The sequence below is a fragment of the Dysgonomonas sp. HDW5B genome (assembly GCF_011299335.1).
Classification (GTDB): Bacteria; Bacteroidota; Bacteroidia; order Bacteroidales; family Dysgonomonadaceae; genus Dysgonomonas_A.
Genome location: NZ_CP049858.1, coordinates 2,882,911 through 2,900,626 on the forward strand (window position 1 = coordinate 2,882,911; position 17,716 = coordinate 2,900,626).

At 36.5% G+C, this 17,716-nt stretch carries 15 protein-coding genes; 9 read left to right on the forward strand and 6 right to left on the reverse strand.

The features are described from left to right. The first annotated feature begins 171 nt into the window (after window positions 1-171). Window positions 172-1,089 (forward strand): PfkB family carbohydrate kinase, encoded by a 918-nt coding sequence (locus G7051_RS11820; RefSeq protein ID WP_166200519.1) that lies wholly within the window; start codon window positions 172-174, stop codon window positions 1,087-1,089. A gap of 92 nt (window positions 1,090-1,181) precedes the next feature. On the opposite strand, the gene G7051_RS11825 is transcribed toward G7051_RS11820, so the two are convergent. After that, window positions 1,182-2,375, reverse strand: a complete 1,194-nt coding sequence (locus tag G7051_RS11825) for an MFS transporter (protein ID WP_166200521.1) — start codon at window positions 2,373-2,375, stop codon at window positions 1,182-1,184. Window positions 2,376-3,707: 1,332 nt separating this feature from the next. Between G7051_RS11825 and cobT the strand changes: the two genes are divergently transcribed. The 4 genes from cobT to G7051_RS11845 all read left to right on the forward strand — a co-directional run bounded on the left by cobT (window position 3,708) and on the right by G7051_RS11845 (window position 6,993). Beyond that, the gene (cobT, locus tag G7051_RS11830) at window positions 3,708-4,751 is read left to right on the forward strand and encodes a nicotinate-nucleotide--dimethylbenzimidazole phosphoribosyltransferase (RefSeq protein WP_166200523.1); all 1,044 of its coding nucleotides are present in this window, start codon (window positions 3,708-3,710) and stop codon (window positions 4,749-4,751) included. A gap of 101 nt (window positions 4,752-4,852) precedes the next feature. Beyond that, window positions 4,853-5,605 carry an adenosylcobinamide-GDP ribazoletransferase gene (gene cobS / locus G7051_RS11835; RefSeq protein WP_166200525.1) on the forward strand — a complete coding sequence of 251 codons (753 nt, stop codon included), beginning with the start codon at window positions 4,853-4,855 and terminating at the stop codon, window positions 5,603-5,605. Between the two features lie 119 nt (window positions 5,606-5,724). Then, window positions 5,725-6,255 carry an alpha-ribazole phosphatase gene (gene cobC, locus G7051_RS11840; protein ID WP_166200527.1) on the forward strand — a complete coding sequence of 177 codons (531 nt, stop codon included), beginning with the start codon at window positions 5,725-5,727 and terminating at the stop codon, window positions 6,253-6,255. A gap of 168 nt (window positions 6,256-6,423) precedes the next feature. Further along, complete coding sequence (locus G7051_RS11845) at window positions 6,424-6,993, forward strand: rhomboid family intramembrane serine protease (protein WP_166115506.1); 570 nt, start codon at window positions 6,424-6,426, stop codon at window positions 6,991-6,993. Between the two features lie 93 nt (window positions 6,994-7,086). Here the strand turns inward: G7051_RS11845 and G7051_RS11850 are convergent, their stop codons facing one another. Both G7051_RS11850 and G7051_RS11855 read right to left on the reverse strand, forming a co-directional pair. Beyond that, window positions 7,087-8,361 (reverse strand): DEAD/DEAH box helicase, encoded by a 1,275-nt coding sequence (locus G7051_RS11850; protein WP_166115510.1) that lies wholly within the window; start codon window positions 8,359-8,361, stop codon window positions 7,087-7,089. A 240-nt stretch (window positions 8,362-8,601) separates the two neighbouring features. Then, entirely contained in the window at window positions 8,602-10,404 is a 1,803-nt protein-coding gene (locus tag G7051_RS11855; protein WP_166200529.1) for an alpha-L-fucosidase, read from the reverse strand. A gap of 173 nt (window positions 10,405-10,577) precedes the next feature. Here G7051_RS11855 and G7051_RS11860 point away from each other — a divergent pair, with 173 nt between their 5' ends. The 3 genes from G7051_RS11860 (at window position 10,578) to G7051_RS11870 (ending at window position 12,194) form a co-directional block, all read left to right on the forward strand. Then, window positions 10,578-11,003, forward strand: a complete 426-nt coding sequence (locus G7051_RS11860; RefSeq protein ID WP_166200531.1) for a hypothetical protein — start codon at window positions 10,578-10,580, stop codon at window positions 11,001-11,003. Window positions 11,004-11,032: 29 nt separating this feature from the next. After that, window positions 11,033-11,365 carry a hypothetical protein gene (locus G7051_RS11865; RefSeq protein ID WP_166200533.1) on the forward strand — a complete coding sequence of 111 codons (333 nt, stop codon included), beginning with the start codon at window positions 11,033-11,035 and terminating at the stop codon, window positions 11,363-11,365. An 88-nt stretch (window positions 11,366-11,453) separates the two neighbouring features. Further along, the gene (locus G7051_RS11870) at window positions 11,454-12,194 is read left to right on the forward strand and encodes a hypothetical protein (protein WP_166200535.1); all 741 of its coding nucleotides are present in this window, start codon (window positions 11,454-11,456) and stop codon (window positions 12,192-12,194) included. 70 nt (window positions 12,195-12,264) lie between these two features. Here G7051_RS11870 and G7051_RS11875 read toward each other — a convergent pair whose 3' ends face one another. The 3 genes from G7051_RS11875 to G7051_RS11885 all read right to left on the reverse strand — a co-directional run bounded on the left by G7051_RS11875 (window position 12,265) and on the right by G7051_RS11885 (window position 16,776). Beyond that, the gene (locus G7051_RS11875; protein WP_166200537.1) at window positions 12,265-13,203 is read right to left on the reverse strand and encodes a hypothetical protein; all 939 of its coding nucleotides are present in this window, start codon (window positions 13,201-13,203) and stop codon (window positions 12,265-12,267) included. Window positions 13,204-13,313: 110 nt separating this feature from the next. Further along, window positions 13,314-14,183, reverse strand: a complete 870-nt coding sequence (locus G7051_RS11880; RefSeq protein ID WP_166115522.1) for a cation diffusion facilitator family transporter — start codon at window positions 14,181-14,183, stop codon at window positions 13,314-13,316. Between the two features lie 262 nt (window positions 14,184-14,445). After that, complete coding sequence (locus G7051_RS11885) at window positions 14,446-16,776, reverse strand: glycoside hydrolase family 20 protein (RefSeq protein WP_166200539.1); 2,331 nt, start codon at window positions 16,774-16,776, stop codon at window positions 14,446-14,448. Between the two features lie 243 nt (window positions 16,777-17,019). Here G7051_RS11885 and G7051_RS11890 point away from each other — a divergent pair, with 243 nt between their 5' ends. After that, window positions 17,020-17,667, forward strand: coding sequence for an alpha/beta hydrolase (locus G7051_RS11890; protein WP_166200541.1), 648 nt, complete (start codon window positions 17,020-17,022; stop codon window positions 17,665-17,667). Window positions 17,668-17,716: the final 49 nt, after the last annotated feature.

Consider the following 17,716-nt stretch of genomic DNA (forward strand, 5'->3'; position numbering starts at 1 on the left):
CTAAAAGAGACATAATTAATCTCTCATTTTATCAGATTAATGTATCTTTGGGACTTATTTGAAATAAAAGAGAGTATTTAATGATTGTTTTTCAATGATAATGGGCTTAAGTCCTTATACTTGTGAAATAATAACAAGGCTTGTAAGCTTAGAAATAATCAATTCTTAATAATGACTAATTACGATATTTGTTGTGTAGGGCATCTTACGTTAGATAAAATAGTTACGCCCAAAGATACTGTTTATATGTCGGGAGGAGCCTCCTTTTACTTTTCGAATGCGGTGAGCAATCTCGATTCCAATTATATATTGGTGGCCGGATTAGCCGAATCGGAAATGAAAGCCGTAGAAGCATTACGTGCCAAAGGTTTGACTGTGAATGTTATGATATGTAACCATAGTCACTATTTCGAAAATATATATGGAGAGAATCAGGATAACCGTACACAACGAGTTTTAGCCAAAGCCGATCCGTTTACTATGGATGTAATGGGCGATATTCATGCCAAATACTTTCATATCGGAGCATTGATGGCCGATGACTTCTCAATTGATTTTGTGAAAGAGCTATCCAAGAGAGGACGTATTTCTGTTGACTGTCAAGGTTATTTGCGTGAAGTGCGTGGCACTGAAGTTCATCCTGTCGATTGGACTGATAAGCTCGAAGTGTTGAAGTATGTTGATGTACTTAAAGCAAACGAGATGGAGATGAAAGTCATTACAGGCACAACCGATGTTTATGAAGCCGGACGTATGTTGTACAAATGGGGTGTAAAAGAAGTATTGCTCACATTAGGCAGCATGGGATCGGTGATCTATGATGGTAAAGAATTTACAATGGTTCCGGCTTATCATGCAGATGTAGTGGATGCCACAGGATGCGGTGATACTTATATGGCAGGATATTTATACAAGAGAGCCAAAGGAGCCAGCATGGAAGAATCTGCCAAGTTTGCCGCCGCCGTTGCAACTATTAAGATTGAAGCATTCGGACCTTTTACAGGAACCGAAGCAGACGTTCAGAAGATAATGGAAACCAGAGAGGCTAAATTACCGGATGACGAAGTATTAGCCAGTTTAGTTTTTTAAATAAAAATATATGTGAAAAATAGAAAAAGGTTGTCCGTTTCGGGGCAACCTTTTTTTTTATGTAGTTTAATAATATATCTAGAGACAAAAAACTAAGACCTTTCTTTCATTGCATTAGTGAAAGTGGTGAGTGCTACTATAACCAGACCCAACAAACCTACTACAATATAAGCATATTTCATATTCAGGCTCTGTGATATAGACCCGATAAGCAAAGGTGCAATTAATGAGCCTACAAAGCTTATTGTTGAAAGTATTGTCAAAGCAATACTTGTTGGCATCTTCGACTTCTCGCCAACAACACTATATATGGTAGGAACCATGCATGAGATACCCAGACCTACACACATAAAACCTAAAGAGCATAATATGATGCTTGGAAACAGAGCCGATATAAACATACCTATAAATATAAGGGCACCTGCTATTTGTATCGTACGTTGTTTTCCGAAAAGTTGATATGCTTTATTTGTCAAGAAACGTCCTGTAGTCATCATAATCATAAATAGAAGGAATCCTATTTGTAAAGACTTAGGAGCTTTTACAATAGACTCAAAATATACACCTCCCCAGTCAAACATGGCACTTTCTACGATCAATGCACATAGCCCGATAATACCCAATTGGATTAATATAAGTTCTGGCATTTTCAGTTTTTTCTTTGGAGTTTCTTCTATCGATTTTATTTCTTCTATTACTGGGCTTGTTTTTAAGTCGGGTTGTAACACCGATCTGTTCAAAAGCCACGATAGTATAATCAGTACAAGTATTCCTGTGAAGTGGTAAGCATGGCCGATTTGGAAATTTATCATAGCAAATCCTATAACTGCACCAAAACAAGCAGCTAAACTCCATGCACCGTGGAAAGATCCCATAATGGTTTTACCGAAGATCTTCTCAATACCTATTGCCTGCGTGTTTAGCGATATGTCGGTGAGATTCCAAAATATACCGAATAAAAATAGGCATGTGCCTAATACGTAAATGTCAGAGCTTATACCAATCAGAAATAAGGATAGTGCATATCCTAAAATAGCTATCTGAACCATAATACGGCTACCGAATTTGGATACTGTATATCCAGCTAATGGAATAGCTAAAAACTTACCTATAGGTATCATAAATAATATAAGTCCCCATATAAAGGTGTCACTTACTTGCAGGGCATCTTTGATATCGGGTATCCGACTTGCCCAACTGGCAAAGCATAAGCCTTGACATAGGAAAAATGTAAGCACTCCTAATCTGATTTTCTCTAAGGAACGCTCTTGTATTGTATTCGACATTTCTATTAATTATTAAAATTGCACAAAAATACAAAACTTGTACTATTATGAGCTATGTTATCCAGGTTATTCAAGTATGGTATTGTATCTATTTTTAGGGCTATTTGATGATATTGTTGTCTGTTTTGTTAATGTCTTATTAATGAGTTGTTTATGTTTATTGTTATAGTATTATATATGAGAGATTAGTTGTTTTCTTAGTACTAATTTATTGTATAGTTATATCAGTTTTTTCATGTCATACCATCTTACTTTAATTTTTTATTGTGTAGCTGTTCTGGTTTGGTTAATTGTTTTGTTTCTATATAATTATTTGTATATTAGAAGTTTGTGTTTCTAATTATATTGTTATAATATAGTATATTTATATATTTATCCTATATAATTATAGTGTTATATATATCTAAATTTTTGTATTTTGTTTTTATGGATTTATCATTATTGTATTTTTATTTTATGCATGCTTTTTCATGCTCAAAGTAAGATGATACAGCTAAATTTATTATCTGCTTGGAGTGTATATTGCTATATATCTTGAATAAAATTGCTGTTTTTTCTATTCTATAAATTCTATATTTTCGGGTATATCTAGAAAAATTTCAAATATTCAATTCTCAGAGAGATTAAAAGTCTCCTTATTTTTATCAACCAGTGTGAATTTATATTCCTAATTCTCTAATTTTTACAGATCTATATATTTTTGACTTTCAATTTTTATAAAATTACATGAATGAAATAATCGTGAGGTTTGTTTTGAAATCTGCATCGGCTAAATTTTTCAGGAGTATTGTATTTGTTTGTAAATAAGCAGTTTGTGTTTTCGAGGTTTATTTTACATTATGTTTCTCTGTACCATATAATGAAGATTGCTTTCTGTTGCTTCTTTGTAGTTTCTATCTTTATAATGTAATTTATGATCCTTGATTAATTTTCTGATTATGAGTTGTTTATTCTGTGTTTTTCTTGAAGTATATTATTTAATGTGATAGGCTTATTTATTAAGCTGATTATTTGCTATTTTAGCATGAAAAGTGTTTCTTTGTATAAGATCTGGGCGGTTACCTATACCCATTTTAATAATTTCATTCCTCTATATTTTTATCAGATCGCTTAATTCCCTCATTTCAAGTCTTTTTTAATCAAACAATTCACTTGTATCATTGTATTCTATTTTGGTATATATGTTTATTGGTTTAATTATTATAGTATTATAATATAGTGTATTTTGTCGATATTTGCTTTTTTTATTTTAGCAATATTAAACTCTCCTTTTCGCCTAAAATAATACCTTTGTTATCTGATCGAATAATGTAAATGTTGATTACTTAAACTATGCTTCAATTTAATATCAAAACGCCTGATGAAGGTATTCTCTCTGCACTTCAAGATGAAATAGATAATCTTACTAAGCCTAAAGGCTCTCTGGGTATTTTAGAGAAATTAGCTCTTCAAATAGGCTGGATACAGCAAACACTTACGCCATCATTAAATAATCCTGTACATATAGTTTTTGCAGCCGATCATGGTATTGCAGAAGAAGGAGTAAGTCCATCTCCTCAGGAAGTAACCAGACAAATGATATATAACTTTCTGGAAGGTGGAGCAGGAGTCAATTTTCTGGCACGTCAGCATGGTTTTAAATTGAAAGTGGTAGATGGGGGTGTTAACTACGATTTCGATCTGACAGACGACCGCATTATACATCGAAAAATCAGAAAAGGAACCCGAAGCTATTTGTGTCAGCCTGCCATGTTGATGGATGAATTCGACCAAGCTATTGAAGTCGGGGCTGAAGTGGTTCAGCAATGTTACGATGAAGGCTCCAATGTGGTATGTTTTGGCGAAATGGGAATAACCAATACCTCATCGTCTGCCATCTGGATGAATACATTTACGGGTATACTTTTGCGTGACTGTGTTGGGGCGGGATCGGATCATGCCGGAACAATTATTGAACATAAATATAAAATTCTCAGACAAGCTACCGATAATTATCAGGGAGATGGTACTACTGTTGATGTAATGCGTCATTTTGGAGGCTTCGAGATGGTTATGACTGTGGGAGGTATGCTAAAAGCTGCCGAGCTTGGAATGATTATTCTGGTGGATGGATTCATTATGACTTCATGTATTTTAGCGGCAGCACGCATCAATCGGAATGTACTTCATTATGCAGTGTTTGGCCATCAGGGGGATGAGACAGGACATAAAACCTTGCTCGAATTTCTGAAGGTGAAACCGATACTTCATCTCGATATGAGGTTAGGGGAGGGCACAGGAGCTTTATGTGCTTACCCTATAATAGAATCGGCTGTGAGAATGATTAACGAAATGAATTCATTTAAGGCTATAGAGGTTACAAAATACTTCGATTGAGTGGTTTTGAGTTAGATAAAAAGACTAAATTAGCTGTCAGGTATACTTTCTTTACTTGAGTCATAAAAAGGTCTTAAACCTTGTAAGAAATGCGTCATCAGATGAATAATATTGGAGCAGCACTTATTTTCTTTACCCGTTTGCCATTTTGGCGAATATTTAAAGTTCCTAACGAATATTTCAAACAGGTAATTAACTATTGGTCGGTAGTAGGCTGGCTTACAGGAACGGTTATGGCTGGAGTATTGTGGGGGGCTTCTCATGTATTTCCTCTGCATATAGCTGTTGTATTGGCTATCTTGAGCCGTTTGCTGATTACGGGTGCTTTGCATGAAGACGGGTTAGCTGACTTTTTTGATGGTTTCGGAGGCGGAACTTCCAAAGAACGGATTCTGGCGATAATGAAAGACTCGCACATCGGCACTTATGGAGTACTCGGCCTTATCTTTTATTTTCTGCTTTTATTTCTTTTGATATCATCGCTTCCTTTGCATATTGCTTGCTTGGTTATCATGGCAGGAGATCCTCTTTGTAAGTTTATAGGTTCGCTCATAACACTGCGTCTGCCTTATGCACGTAACGAAGAAACGAGCAAAGCTAAAATGGTTTACAGATCGATGGTTCTCCGGACATTTATCCTCTCTGCCGTGTTTGGATTAGTGCCCTTTATCGTTTTATTGCCGATGAAGTATTGGTTGGGAGCTATCCTCCCGATACTGACCTTTTTATTGTTGACATCATTGATGAATAAAAAGATACAAGGTTATACCGGCGATTGCTGCGGAGCCTTATTTCTGATGTGTGAACTATCGTTTTATTTGGGTATAGTAGCACTATATACTTATTTGGTATAGCCACTATTAAATATAAGTAAGTTGAAATATTTATTACTATATTTAAAAAAATATACTGCTATTACTGATGTTGTATTGATTAACGAAATTGAAAGGTCTGAGACCCTAAAAATAGAAATATGAAATTATATTTGATCCGACATACTTCCGTAGATGTACCACAAGGTACGTGCTATGGACAATCTAATGTCCCCCTAAAATCATCATTTGAAGAAGAAGCCGCAATTGTAAAACAAAACCTGAATGGTATTGAATTTGATGCTGTATATTCGAGTCCATTGAGCCGTTGTCGAAAGTTAGCCCGATATTGTGGATTTCAGGACGATGTGCAATGGATAGATCGTTTGAAAGAGATGTACTTCGGCGAATGGGAAATGATGCCTTGGGATCATATTGATGATGAGAATATCGAAAGCTGGTACGAGAATTGGGTGCATCTGCCTGCAACAGGAGGCGAATCGTTTAAGATGCTGTATGACAGGGTGGCTTCGTTTCTGGATGAAGTAAAAGAACAGAACCCTGAAAATGTAGCAATATTTACCCACGGAGGTGTAATTAATTGTGCCAAAGTATATGCAGGCGATTCTACTTTGGAGAATGCTTTTGATAAAGTACCGGCCTATGGTGAAATAGTTTGCTTTACTATTTGAGGCTTTGGGTATGCTTATTTTCAAATAAAGTCAACAATTATAGTTGAAAGATGTTGTATTATTTAAGTAACGGCAAATGTCTTACGATGCAGTTTATCGACATAATAGCGTATTGTTGCTCTGCTTATCAAATTAATAAAAAGGTCTGATACCTTAATCTTTGGAATTATGAATAAGAAATCGGGAAAAATAAGGAAAGCGATAGAGTATTCTTTAGCTTTTGTAGCTATATTTTGGGTAATACAAGTGGTTAAATATCTAACCGGGGCAACTTTGGCGGGTTTAGGTATTTTGCCACGTTCGATAGATGGCTTGCTGGGTGTTATAACAGCTCCGTTGATCCATGGTGATTTTCAGCATTTGATAGCGAATACCTTGCCATTCTTTTTCTTGAGTTGCTTATTGTTTGTTTTTTATGAAAAACGAGCTTCTCTTTATTTGTTTCTGATTTGGATTACTGCCGGACTGATTACATGGATAATAGGACGCTATGCTGCTCATATTGGTGCAAGCGGTGTCATTTATGGACTGGCCTCTTTTCTTGTATTTGGGGGCATATTCAGTAAAAACTGGAAATTGATATTGGTTTCTATCCTTGTATTAGTCTTTTATTCAGGTTTAATTTGGGGTATATTTCCAACCGAAAGCCATGTTTCGTGGGAAGGGCATCTTGCAGGTGCTTTAAGTGGTTTACTGTGGGCATTTGTTTATCGAAAGACATTGCAACGATCTGTATAGGCTGATATTATATCCGTAAAGTATCAGAATAAAAAAAGCATTTCAAATTTGAAATGCTTTTTTGTGTTTATATCAGAATTAACCTAGAAATGGTTAGTTCTGTTTTTTTACTATAACCTTAGTATGTCCCTGAGGTCTTTGAGTTTTATTCGGACGATCTTGATGACCTTTGCTTTGGCTTCTATGATTATCTTTCGCCAGTTCAGGTTTTGCAATAGGAATAGCTCTTGATTTAGAAGGCAAATAATCGTGCTCTTCAACGACAGGAATATTCTTCTTGATGAGTTTGTGGATGTCCTTTAATAAAGGCAATTCTTCACGATCACAAAACGCAATGGCAACACCGCTACGACCGGCACGACCTGTACGCCCGATACGGTGAACATAAGTCTCGGGAACGTTAGGTAAATCGAAATTAAATACGTGCGAAAGATGATCGACATCTATTCCACGTGCTGCAATATCGGTAGCTATAAGTACACGAGTTGTTTTATCTTTGAAACTCTTCAATGCGTTTTGACGTGCATTCTGAGATTTATTTCCATGTATAGCTTCGGTTTTTACACCGGCTTTGTTAAGAGCCTTGGCTACTTTATCAGAACCGTGTTTAGTACGTGCAAATACTAAAACAGATTCAAGTTCTTTATTCTTTAGAAGGTCTATAAGGAGATCTACTTTATCTTTTTTATCGACATGATAGATCGACTGTTCAATCTTGTCTACAGTTGAAGATGCCGGAGTAACCTCAACCCTTGTCGGATTATGCAGAATGGTATTTGCCAGTTTAGCAATCTCTACAGGCATGGTAGCCGAAAAGAAAAGCGATTGCCTTTGTTTAGGTAATAAGGGCAATATCTTTTTGATATCATGAATAAAACCCATATCGAGCATCTGATCTGCCTCATCCAATACAAAAAACTCAAGAGTCTTAAGATTGATATACTTTTGGCTAATCAGGTCTAACAGCCTTCCGGGAGTTGCGATAAGAATATCAATTCCTGCTCGTAAAGCATCAGTTTGTTTCTTTTGAGGTACTCCTCCGTAAATTACAGTATGTCGCAAAGAAGTATATTTACTGTATTCCTTTACATTTTCTTCAATCTGTATAGCAAGTTCACGGGTTGGTGTTAATACTAAGGCTTTTATACCTTTTCTTCCGCCATGTGAATTTTCTTTATGTAGCAGTTGAATAATAGGGATAGAGAATGCTGCCGTTTTTCCTGTTCCCGTCTGAGCTACACCTAGTAAGTCATTTCCCTCCAATAGGGTTGGTATTGCTTCAGCTTGTATAGGAGTTGGAGTTGTATAGTTTTGGTCTTTAAGAGCTTTCAATATAGGCTCTATGAGGTTTAATTGTTCGAATGTCATACTTTACATGTACCGTTCACACGGTATAAATCGTTTTTAGTGAGTGGCAAAGATACGATATTTTTGCTTATCTGCTTCATTACTATTGTAATTAAGTAAAATGGGCTGTTTTTAGTCTTGTCTTATGCTTATAACTGTTTCGTGTTGTTATACTTATCGAAATAGTTAAATGAGATGCAGTTTATAAAAAAAACAGCAATATCCGTAAAAGGATATTGCTGTTTTTTTATGTCAATCTATTTATTGAGCTATTTTCAAAGTCCAAGCCGAACGACCCGGTATTTCTGTAAATTTGACAGGAGTCATATCAACAATCAGTTGCCCGTTTTCGTATTTCCAAGGAAGGTTACCTTCACGCCCTAATAATGTTATGGTTGCATTATCGGCGGGTTTGTCGATATTCAACACACATTGGTCGTCTTGCCATTCGAGAAGTATAGCATAAATATTATTACCTTTCTGAGTATAGGCAATGTAGGTTTTCATCGAGCCGTATGTTGCATTCAATCCATGTTGATTGCCTGTATTGTCAGTATACAAAGCTTTGTAAGGAATAACTTCTTCGGCTTGCGATTTAGATGCCCATTTTACTTGAATCGAAGCATTCTGAACATCCTCAAAGTATTCTACTTTGATTGGATATTTTTGCCCTTTTTTCAGTTTTATAGAACTTTTGTGAGTTGCCGATGTTTGAGCACCTTGCACAAAACCATCTTCGGTTTGCTCTTGTTTTACCCATTGGTCGATAATCAGTTTTCCATCTATCCACACACGTACACCATCGTCCGCTTTGGCGGTAAATGTATATTCTTCAGTATAATCGGGGCTGATATAACCTGTCCATTCTCCGGTAAAATGATCAACTCGAATACGTGGATCGGGTGAATTACGTACCCAATTGAAATCTATTGTAGAATCGATGCGGGTAATATAAATTTGTTTCTCTTCGATATGTTTTTTGTAAGCTCTTGTGCCATAGATAGCCTCTCCGTTTATTTTCAACCATTGTCCCAGTTGAAGCAAACGCTCTTGTTGAAGCAAAGGAATCTGACCATCTCCTGCAGGTCCTACATTCAGAGTTAATCCTCCACCGTTTGCTACAAGTGTTGCAAAATGATGTATCAGATCGTCTTCCGTCAAATAATTTTCAAGAGGTTCGTTTCTGTTCAAGCCAAAAGAGCGTCCTATGCCTCTTACCTCAGCCCAAGGACGGTCTGTCATGGTAATACCTGCACTATATTCGGGCGTTTTGAACCCATAATCGGCACCTCCACCCCAGCGGTCATTTACAATAGCTTCGGGACCAACCAGATTGTAATACCAGGAGATAAGTTCGCGAGCATGCCATTGTTCGGCACTGTTCCACCACTCTCCGTCGGTAAAAATAAGAGAAGGGCGATAGGTTGTTACCAGCTCTTTGAACTGTGGAATCATATGTGTATCTACATATTTTGCAATAGAATCATTCGGATCGATTTCCCAATAATGAAGCGGGTTCGACCATTCGGGAAGTGAGTAATATAATCCCATTTTCAAGCCATCTTTTTCCACAGCCTTGGTCAATTCACCTACTATGTCACGTTTAGGACCTGTTTCTACCGAATTCCAATTTGGAGCATATTTGCTGGGCCACATAGCATATCCGTCGTGATGCTTTGATACTAGTACTACATATTTAGCACCCGCATCTTTAAACAGATCAGCCCATTCCTGAGGGTTAAATAATTCGGCTTTAAACAGACCTCTGAAGTCTTCGTATTTAAAATCCTGTCCATATACTTTTTTTGCGAAATCAACAGCAGTTGATCCGCCGTCTCTCCATCCTTTATAACTCCATTCCGAGTAACCTTCTTTTTTAGTCCACGATGGAACAGAATATAGTCCCCAATGGATAAATATACCTAGTTTAGCATCGTTAAACCACTCGGGGTAACCTCGTTCTTTAATCGATTCCCAAGTAGGTTCGACTTGGGGTGTCTGTGCCTGTAAGGTAAATGCAGACAAGAGAAGCAAGCATGTGAATGTAAAGAAATTTTTCTTCATAATATTTAGTGATGTTTTTATGGTATTACAAATATAATGAAAATAGGAGATAAAGCAGATACAGCTTTCTACTGATTTCGGAATATATAGAACATTCATGCCCCGAAAAAATAGAGGATTGCGTTTATTTATATATTTTAGTATTTTGTATTTTATGACTAACAACATGGGTAATGGATAAGCGTTCTGTGATATTATTTTGTATTTTCAGCAACCTTTTGGTTGGAAACGGCATAATATTCTGCTGGTCTTGGTATGGAGGTTCGGTAAATTGGGACTTAATGATAGGGATGTCCCTGTCTTGTATCTTATGCTATTTGTTGGTATTCAGATATATCAACTTCAAGAAATGGAGTTTTCTTAAAATATTGATACTTTCTCTTCTAACCTGTGTAGCTATTCAATTAGTTGGATGTTCTTTTGCATCCGTAGTAACCGGATTTAGGAAGGACGATGTAAATTTTCTTTATACTATTTTCATGGGCTTGGGAGTAGGTTTTGTTTTGGGAATAATTGGAAATATGTTGATGTTTCCGATAACGATAATAATGGGTGCTGCCAATTTATTCTGGTTCAGAAAGTATCAAATGGTTGATTAATAGTAAATAAACAATAAATTTAATACAATATGAAAAAAATAGTAATATTCTCTTTATTAGCCTGTTTATTAGCTGGTTGCGGGATGTATCAAACTGCACAAACCGATAATATTCGTCTGGGAATGAATAAGCAAGAAGTTATGCTTCATTTAAAGTCAGCATATGGAAAAGCCAAAACTGCCAGTGCCCGGCAATTAGACAATGGAGCTTTAGAAGAATCGGTTGAGTTGACCGAAGACTACAACAAATATACATTTATATTTCTTGATGGAATATTAAGTGAATGGTATACAGTAGATATACGTACTTATATTCCACCCGCACCTATAATTCAATCGACAACTTCGGGTGAGACAAAATAGAGCTTACAAAATCTCTGCTATGAAATACTTGTTTTTATTATTGGGATTTTTACTATTGAATTCGTGTTCGACATACTATTGTTCGACTATGAATACAAGAGACCCGTATACGATAAAGAACGAGTACGGAGAGTTTGTTGTTGAAGGCGATAGTTTAGATGTGATTTATAATTTTTATGGGCATAATGCACCCATAACGGTAGGAGTGGTCAATAAAATGTCGAAACCTCTTTATGTGGACTGGACTAAATCGGGTATTCTGATAGACGATGTACCAACTTCTTACATAGAACCTCCACGAGTTTCGAAAGGAGATGATTCGCAACTCACCGATTTTACGTATTTCCTGAATAATCCGGATAATTTGAGTTATGTGAAGCCTTATTCCCGTTTAAATAAGCAGATATTGGAATTGACAAATTTTAATTTCCAAAAAATAAACGATTCTCTTTACAATAATTGGAATACCGAAGCCGATAGCTGGGGAGAAAACAAAAAATATAAAACAATCAGATACGTTGAGGCTGATTCACCTATATATTTGAGAACTTTTCTGACTGTGTACGAAGATTCAAGGCGTATAGAGGATGCTTTTTATTATGAGAATGCTTTCTATATGTCGGAATTAATAAAAATAAAGGGATCTTCTCCCGAAAGTCTTGCTGCATTCCGATATGGACGGGGAGATTTCTTCTATGTGAAGGATGAGAAAGAAAAGAAGCCTCCTAAAGAGACGAAAAAGTCATCTAACCTTTTGCAGAAAGTAACTTCTGTGACTGGGCAAATTACGTCATGGGCTGTAGAGGGCAGCAAGGTAAGTAAAGAATAAAATTTATTCGTAAAATAAAAAAGGAGTACAAACATATTTGTACTCCTTTTCATTTAACCTTCTAGGCTTATTATTGAGCTATAAATGTATTGTATTCTTCAACCACAGAGCGATAACTCGAAACAACATATGAATATAAACTATTCAGACGATCCGATTGAGGGTTTGCCTCAAGTTCCAGATTAAAAGCACTCATTGCCTTTATTGTATCCTCACTCTTTGTGTAGAATTTTTGGAAAACCTCTTTATAGTAGACATCACTTAGTTTTTTCACATCTTTAGTCGAAATATCTTTGTTTTTAGCGATTGTTTGCGAAACGGTTGATAGCTCATTTTTGATTAAATTACTATCAATCTTATCCTGATTAAATAATTCCATGATAGATTCCAGTCCATTCAAATCGGACTTCATCGGAATTATAAATTCGGCAATCTTGCTTTTTTGAAGTAAAATCAATTCAGCATTATTACCTGCCTTCGAAGCCAATCTCGAAGCTGCTGACCAACTGTTGTAGCCTCGTTGGAAATAATAGCTAAGGCTGTCTTGCATAGCCGGATATTTCGCGAAATCGGTATCAGTAAGGAATGTTTTTTCAGAGAAATATTCACTCACAGCAGTTGCCCACTTTACGGCACTTGCAATATCTTTATTTGCAGCATCTATTGTGTTGGCAATCTCTTTTTTCTCAGCAAACTCGGGTGCACCTTTATACGCCAACTGATATTCTTTCTGATCGCCGAAGCATGCCTCAAAGTTCTTATAATTTACAAAAAACGGCTGAGTATTAGGATTTCTCTTTAATTTACTCATATTGCTTTCTGCCGTTGATAACATCGATTTGTAATTATCGGCACTGGTGCGGTTCTTATTACTAAGTTCAATAACGCTGTTGCAAAGTCTGATAATATTGGATGCATCCAATTCTGCTTTTGTATACGTTTTTTGTTGAGCTGTTAATGACATCGATATCATCAATATCGAAGCAAGGAATGTTAGTTTTACTTTCATTTTTTTATAAAATAGTGTGGAAGGTCTAAGACCTATTGATTACTTAAAGATATATTCGTGTTAAAAAAACAGTATTTAATATTCTGTAAAGATAACACAATTGATGAGTTTTACCAAGAAGGTTCTACATGAATTAGCACATCGGCTATTTCGGGCATTTTCTCTTTTAGTCTGTTTTTCAGATTGTGAGCAATATCATGACCCTCTTTAACCGTTATGTTTTTATTTACAATTATATGCAGATCAACATAAAAAGTCATCCCTGTTTTTCTTACATGACACTTCTCAGTATCCAAAACTCCTTCGATGGTTCGGGCAAAGTCACATACACTATTTGCCATCTCAGGATATATATCCTTGTCCATTATTTCGCCTAAAGCAGGCTTAAGTATTTTATAGCTATTATATAGAATAATAAAAGATGCGAGTAATGCTGCCCAATCATCGGCAGATTCATATCCTTTGCCCATGACTATGGCTATCGAAATACCAATAAAGGCAGCAACTGAAGTAATTGCATCGCTGCGGTGATGCCATGCATCGGCAACCAGTGAGGTGCTTTTGGTATGTCGGGCTTTTCTTATAACTAGTTGGTATGAAATCTCTTTCCAGATAATAATACCCGCTAAAACAATAAGAGTAAAAGGTTTGGGTGGTTCGTGAGGCTCACTTATATTTTGGATACTTTCGTAAGCAATAATGGTAGCCGATATGATGAGGAAACCAACTACTCCAAAAGTAACCAGAGGCTCGATGCGTCCATGTCCGTAAGGATGATTTTCATCGGCGGGTTTATTCGAATACTTGAGGCCACAAAGTACTGCGATAGAAGAAAATATATCTGCCGTAGATTCAATTGCATCAGCAATAAGTGCATAAGAATTTCCGAAATAACCTGCCAACCATTTAATTATAGCTAAAGTTGTATTACCAACGATACTAAAATACGAAGCTCTTATAGCTGTCTTTTCTTTACTCATGAATAGAGTTGGGATATGAAATTTTTGATTTTGCAAAGGTACATTTTATTAGCGAAAATCATAATAAGCTATTAGACCTTTTTGTGATTTTGAAAAGTATTTACCTAACTATCGGCTATCAGTGAGGAATATAAGAATACTGTATTTTAGAGTAAAAGTGGGGAATGAAAAAATTTTAAGTTATAGTCTGGACGATTTATATAAAAAGAGCAATATGATATCCATATTGCTCTTTAATATTTGAGTACTTTATTGTAATGCTTTAATTAATTGATATTTCATCCACAAAAATATATGCCGGCTTACCTTTACCCGCATGCCATACAGGAATAGATTGCTCAGTTTTAACAACAAGCTTTACATATCGGGTTTTTACTGTCGGGAATGTAGCAGTCAGGTCGATAACCTTTTCTCCTTGATCCTGAGTCATGGCAGGATAAGATTCGTCCGATACCTGTTTGAACGTCTTGTTGTCATCAGAAACAAACACTGTAAATTGCCTTGCCCCGAAAATCCAAGAACCGGGACTTGCAAATGTTCCGATGCTAACGGTCGATACTTCAGTCGGTTCCTCCAGATCAACAGTGGCTGTCATCGCTTTCTTATTGAAGCCCAACCATTCTCCACTGGCAAATGAGGGACGCCCTCTCTTTCCATCAACCAGAGTAATAGCCCCATTGTAGGTATATTGAGAATTGGGAGCTTCTTCGAATGTTACATTCTTCAAAGTAGCCTTATTAAAACTGAAATTTTCGGAATATATTTTGCTGGCTTTTCCGTCTCTTATCGCTACAGCCTTCAAATCGGCATTTGCCTTTATCTCGATTGGCTGAGTATATTTAGAACTTTTCTCAGTGGGTGCCGTTCCATCCAAAGTGTAATAGATAGGTGCATTATCTGCTGTAGCTAAAGTAACCATAATGGCTTTCTTCTCTGCACTGGGTTCAATTTTGCTTGATATGTCAAATATATGTTTTGCATAGTTAAACCCTAAGCGGTCATATAGTTTCAAAAGCCTATTCAGACGAGGCAGAAAGGTTGTGAAATCTTTCTTCGAAGGTTCGGTCCATTGCACTTCTGCCAGAGCAGCCATCCGTGGCAATACCATATACTCTACATGTTTCGAATCAGCAATATATTCAGTCCATAAATTGGCCTGTGTTCCTATAATATATTTTTGCTCATCGACACTTAATTCAGATGGAACAGGTTCGAAAGCGTACACTTTCTCGATAGGAACATATCCTCCGATTCCCAGAGGCTCATCCTGAGTGTCACGTGTTTGATAATAATCAAAATACAGATGGCTGGTAGGAGTCATTACTGCGTCGTGCTGTTGTTTTGCAGCCGCTATTCCTCCCTCCATACCTCTCCACGACATAACGGTTGCATTTGGAGCTAAGCCTCCTTCAAGGATCTCGTCCCAACCGATTATTTGGCGACCTCTGCTATTTAGAAATTTCTCGATTCGTGAAATAACATAGCTTTGCAGTTTATCTTCGGCAGAGTGGTTCGCATCAGCTTTCAGACCTTCTGCTTTTATTTTAGCCTGACATTTAGGACATGTTTTCCATCTTACTTTAGGACATTCATCTCCACCTACGTGTATGTATGTTGAAGGGAACAGTTCGATTACCTCACCATACACATCTTCAAGAAAAGTATATATACTGTCGTTGCCGGCACAAAGTACATCGTCAAAAACGCCCCATTCTCCACTCACTTTATAGGGGCCGCCCGTGCAGCCCAAGTTTGGATAGGTGGCTAATGCTGCCAACATATGCCCCGGAAGATCCACTTCGGGTATGATGGTAATGAATTTTTTTTGAGCATAAGCTACTATGTCTTTGATTTCTTCCTGAGTATAAAATCCACCATAAGGTTTTCCGTCAAATTCTCCCGAGTTCCGCCCGATTACGGTCTGATCGCGTTGTGATCCGATTTTGGTTAATTCGGGATGTTTTTTTATCTCGATTCTCCAGCCCTGATCATCAGTAATATGCCAGTGGAAACGGTTGATATTGTGTAATGCCAGTATATCAATATATTTCTTGATAAATTCGGCAGGAAAGAAATGACGGCTTACATCGAGCATCATCCCGCGATATGCAAAACGGGGATAGTCTTTTATATCTACAGCCGGAAATACGACTGTGTTTTCTGTTGCATCGGCAGGCATCGATTTACGCAAAGTTTGTACACCGTAGAATGTACCGGCATCGTCCGAACCGTTGATAATTATTTGTTTATTATTTACAGTAAGGTTGTATGATTCGGGTTTATCAGCTTTATAATCAGCTTTAAGGATAATCACATTATCTGCAGACTCTTCATCTGTAATTTTCAGATCGATTCCTGTACTGAATTTAATGTATTCGGATAAAAATTCGGCAGTTTGCTTTTGAATATCACTGCCTTTGGGGTAAACAATTTTAGTACTGCTGTTCAGCGTAAATACTTCTCCTTCGGACTTCGTAATTTCCTGAGGTAATGGGATAACAGCGTAATCTGCTTCCACGGAAGGCTTATTACCGCACCCGACCAATAGTATTGATGCTAAAAGGCAAAAGATAGTTTTCTTAAGTGTTTTCATTGGTAAATGGTTTAAAAAATGTTCAAACTTTAAAGATATAGAAATAAGGTTATCAACGAATAAGGTAAATCTTAATTAACATTTAGGGAGAGCTTCTATTCGAAAATAATTGTTCAGTGATGTTTATTGCAAGAGACTGCGGAAAAAAGTAGAAAGTAAATGTGCTATTTTAAGGAGATTCGGACTAAAAATAATAATTTAGTGAAATTAAAGTCGAAAGATAAATAATAAATACTGTATCATATGGATGTCTATTTTATATCGGGAATGTCGGCCAACTGCAAAGTATTCGATACAATTGATCTGCCTTATGGTTTCGAAAAGAAATATATAGAGTGGTTAATGCCAAATGAAGGCGAATTACTATCCGAATATACCCGGCGTATGTCTGTCAATATAGATACATCAAAGCCCTTTATATTGGTTGGATATTCATTTGGAGGTATTATTGTTCAGGAGATGAATAAGTTTCTGACTCCTTGTAAAACAATTATAATAGCATCGATGAAAGTAGGAGATGAAATGCCTGCTCTTTTCAGAGTGGGGCATAGAATAAAATTCACTGAATATTTACCAATAGGCTTCTTTAAAACAAGTGATTTGGTTTTTGATTTCTTTTCTCGCTTTGTATACCATGCTAAACGCGAAGATATGGAGAAATACGTATCATATACCGACCCGTTTTATACGAAATGGAGTTTGTTTCAGATACTCAATTGGCATTCAACCTTTCAGTGTCCTAACCTCTACCATATACATGGAACAAAAGACCAGATGTTTCCATTTAAAGGCGTGAAAGATGTTTATCCTGTAGAAGGTGCAGATCACTTATTGGTAATAAAAAAGAGTAAGGAGGTAAGCAGAATTTTAGATGAAATTTTGCTTACCTAAGTTGTCTTCTCTTATTCGTATTTACCCACAGTCGATTTTCCTAAGCTCA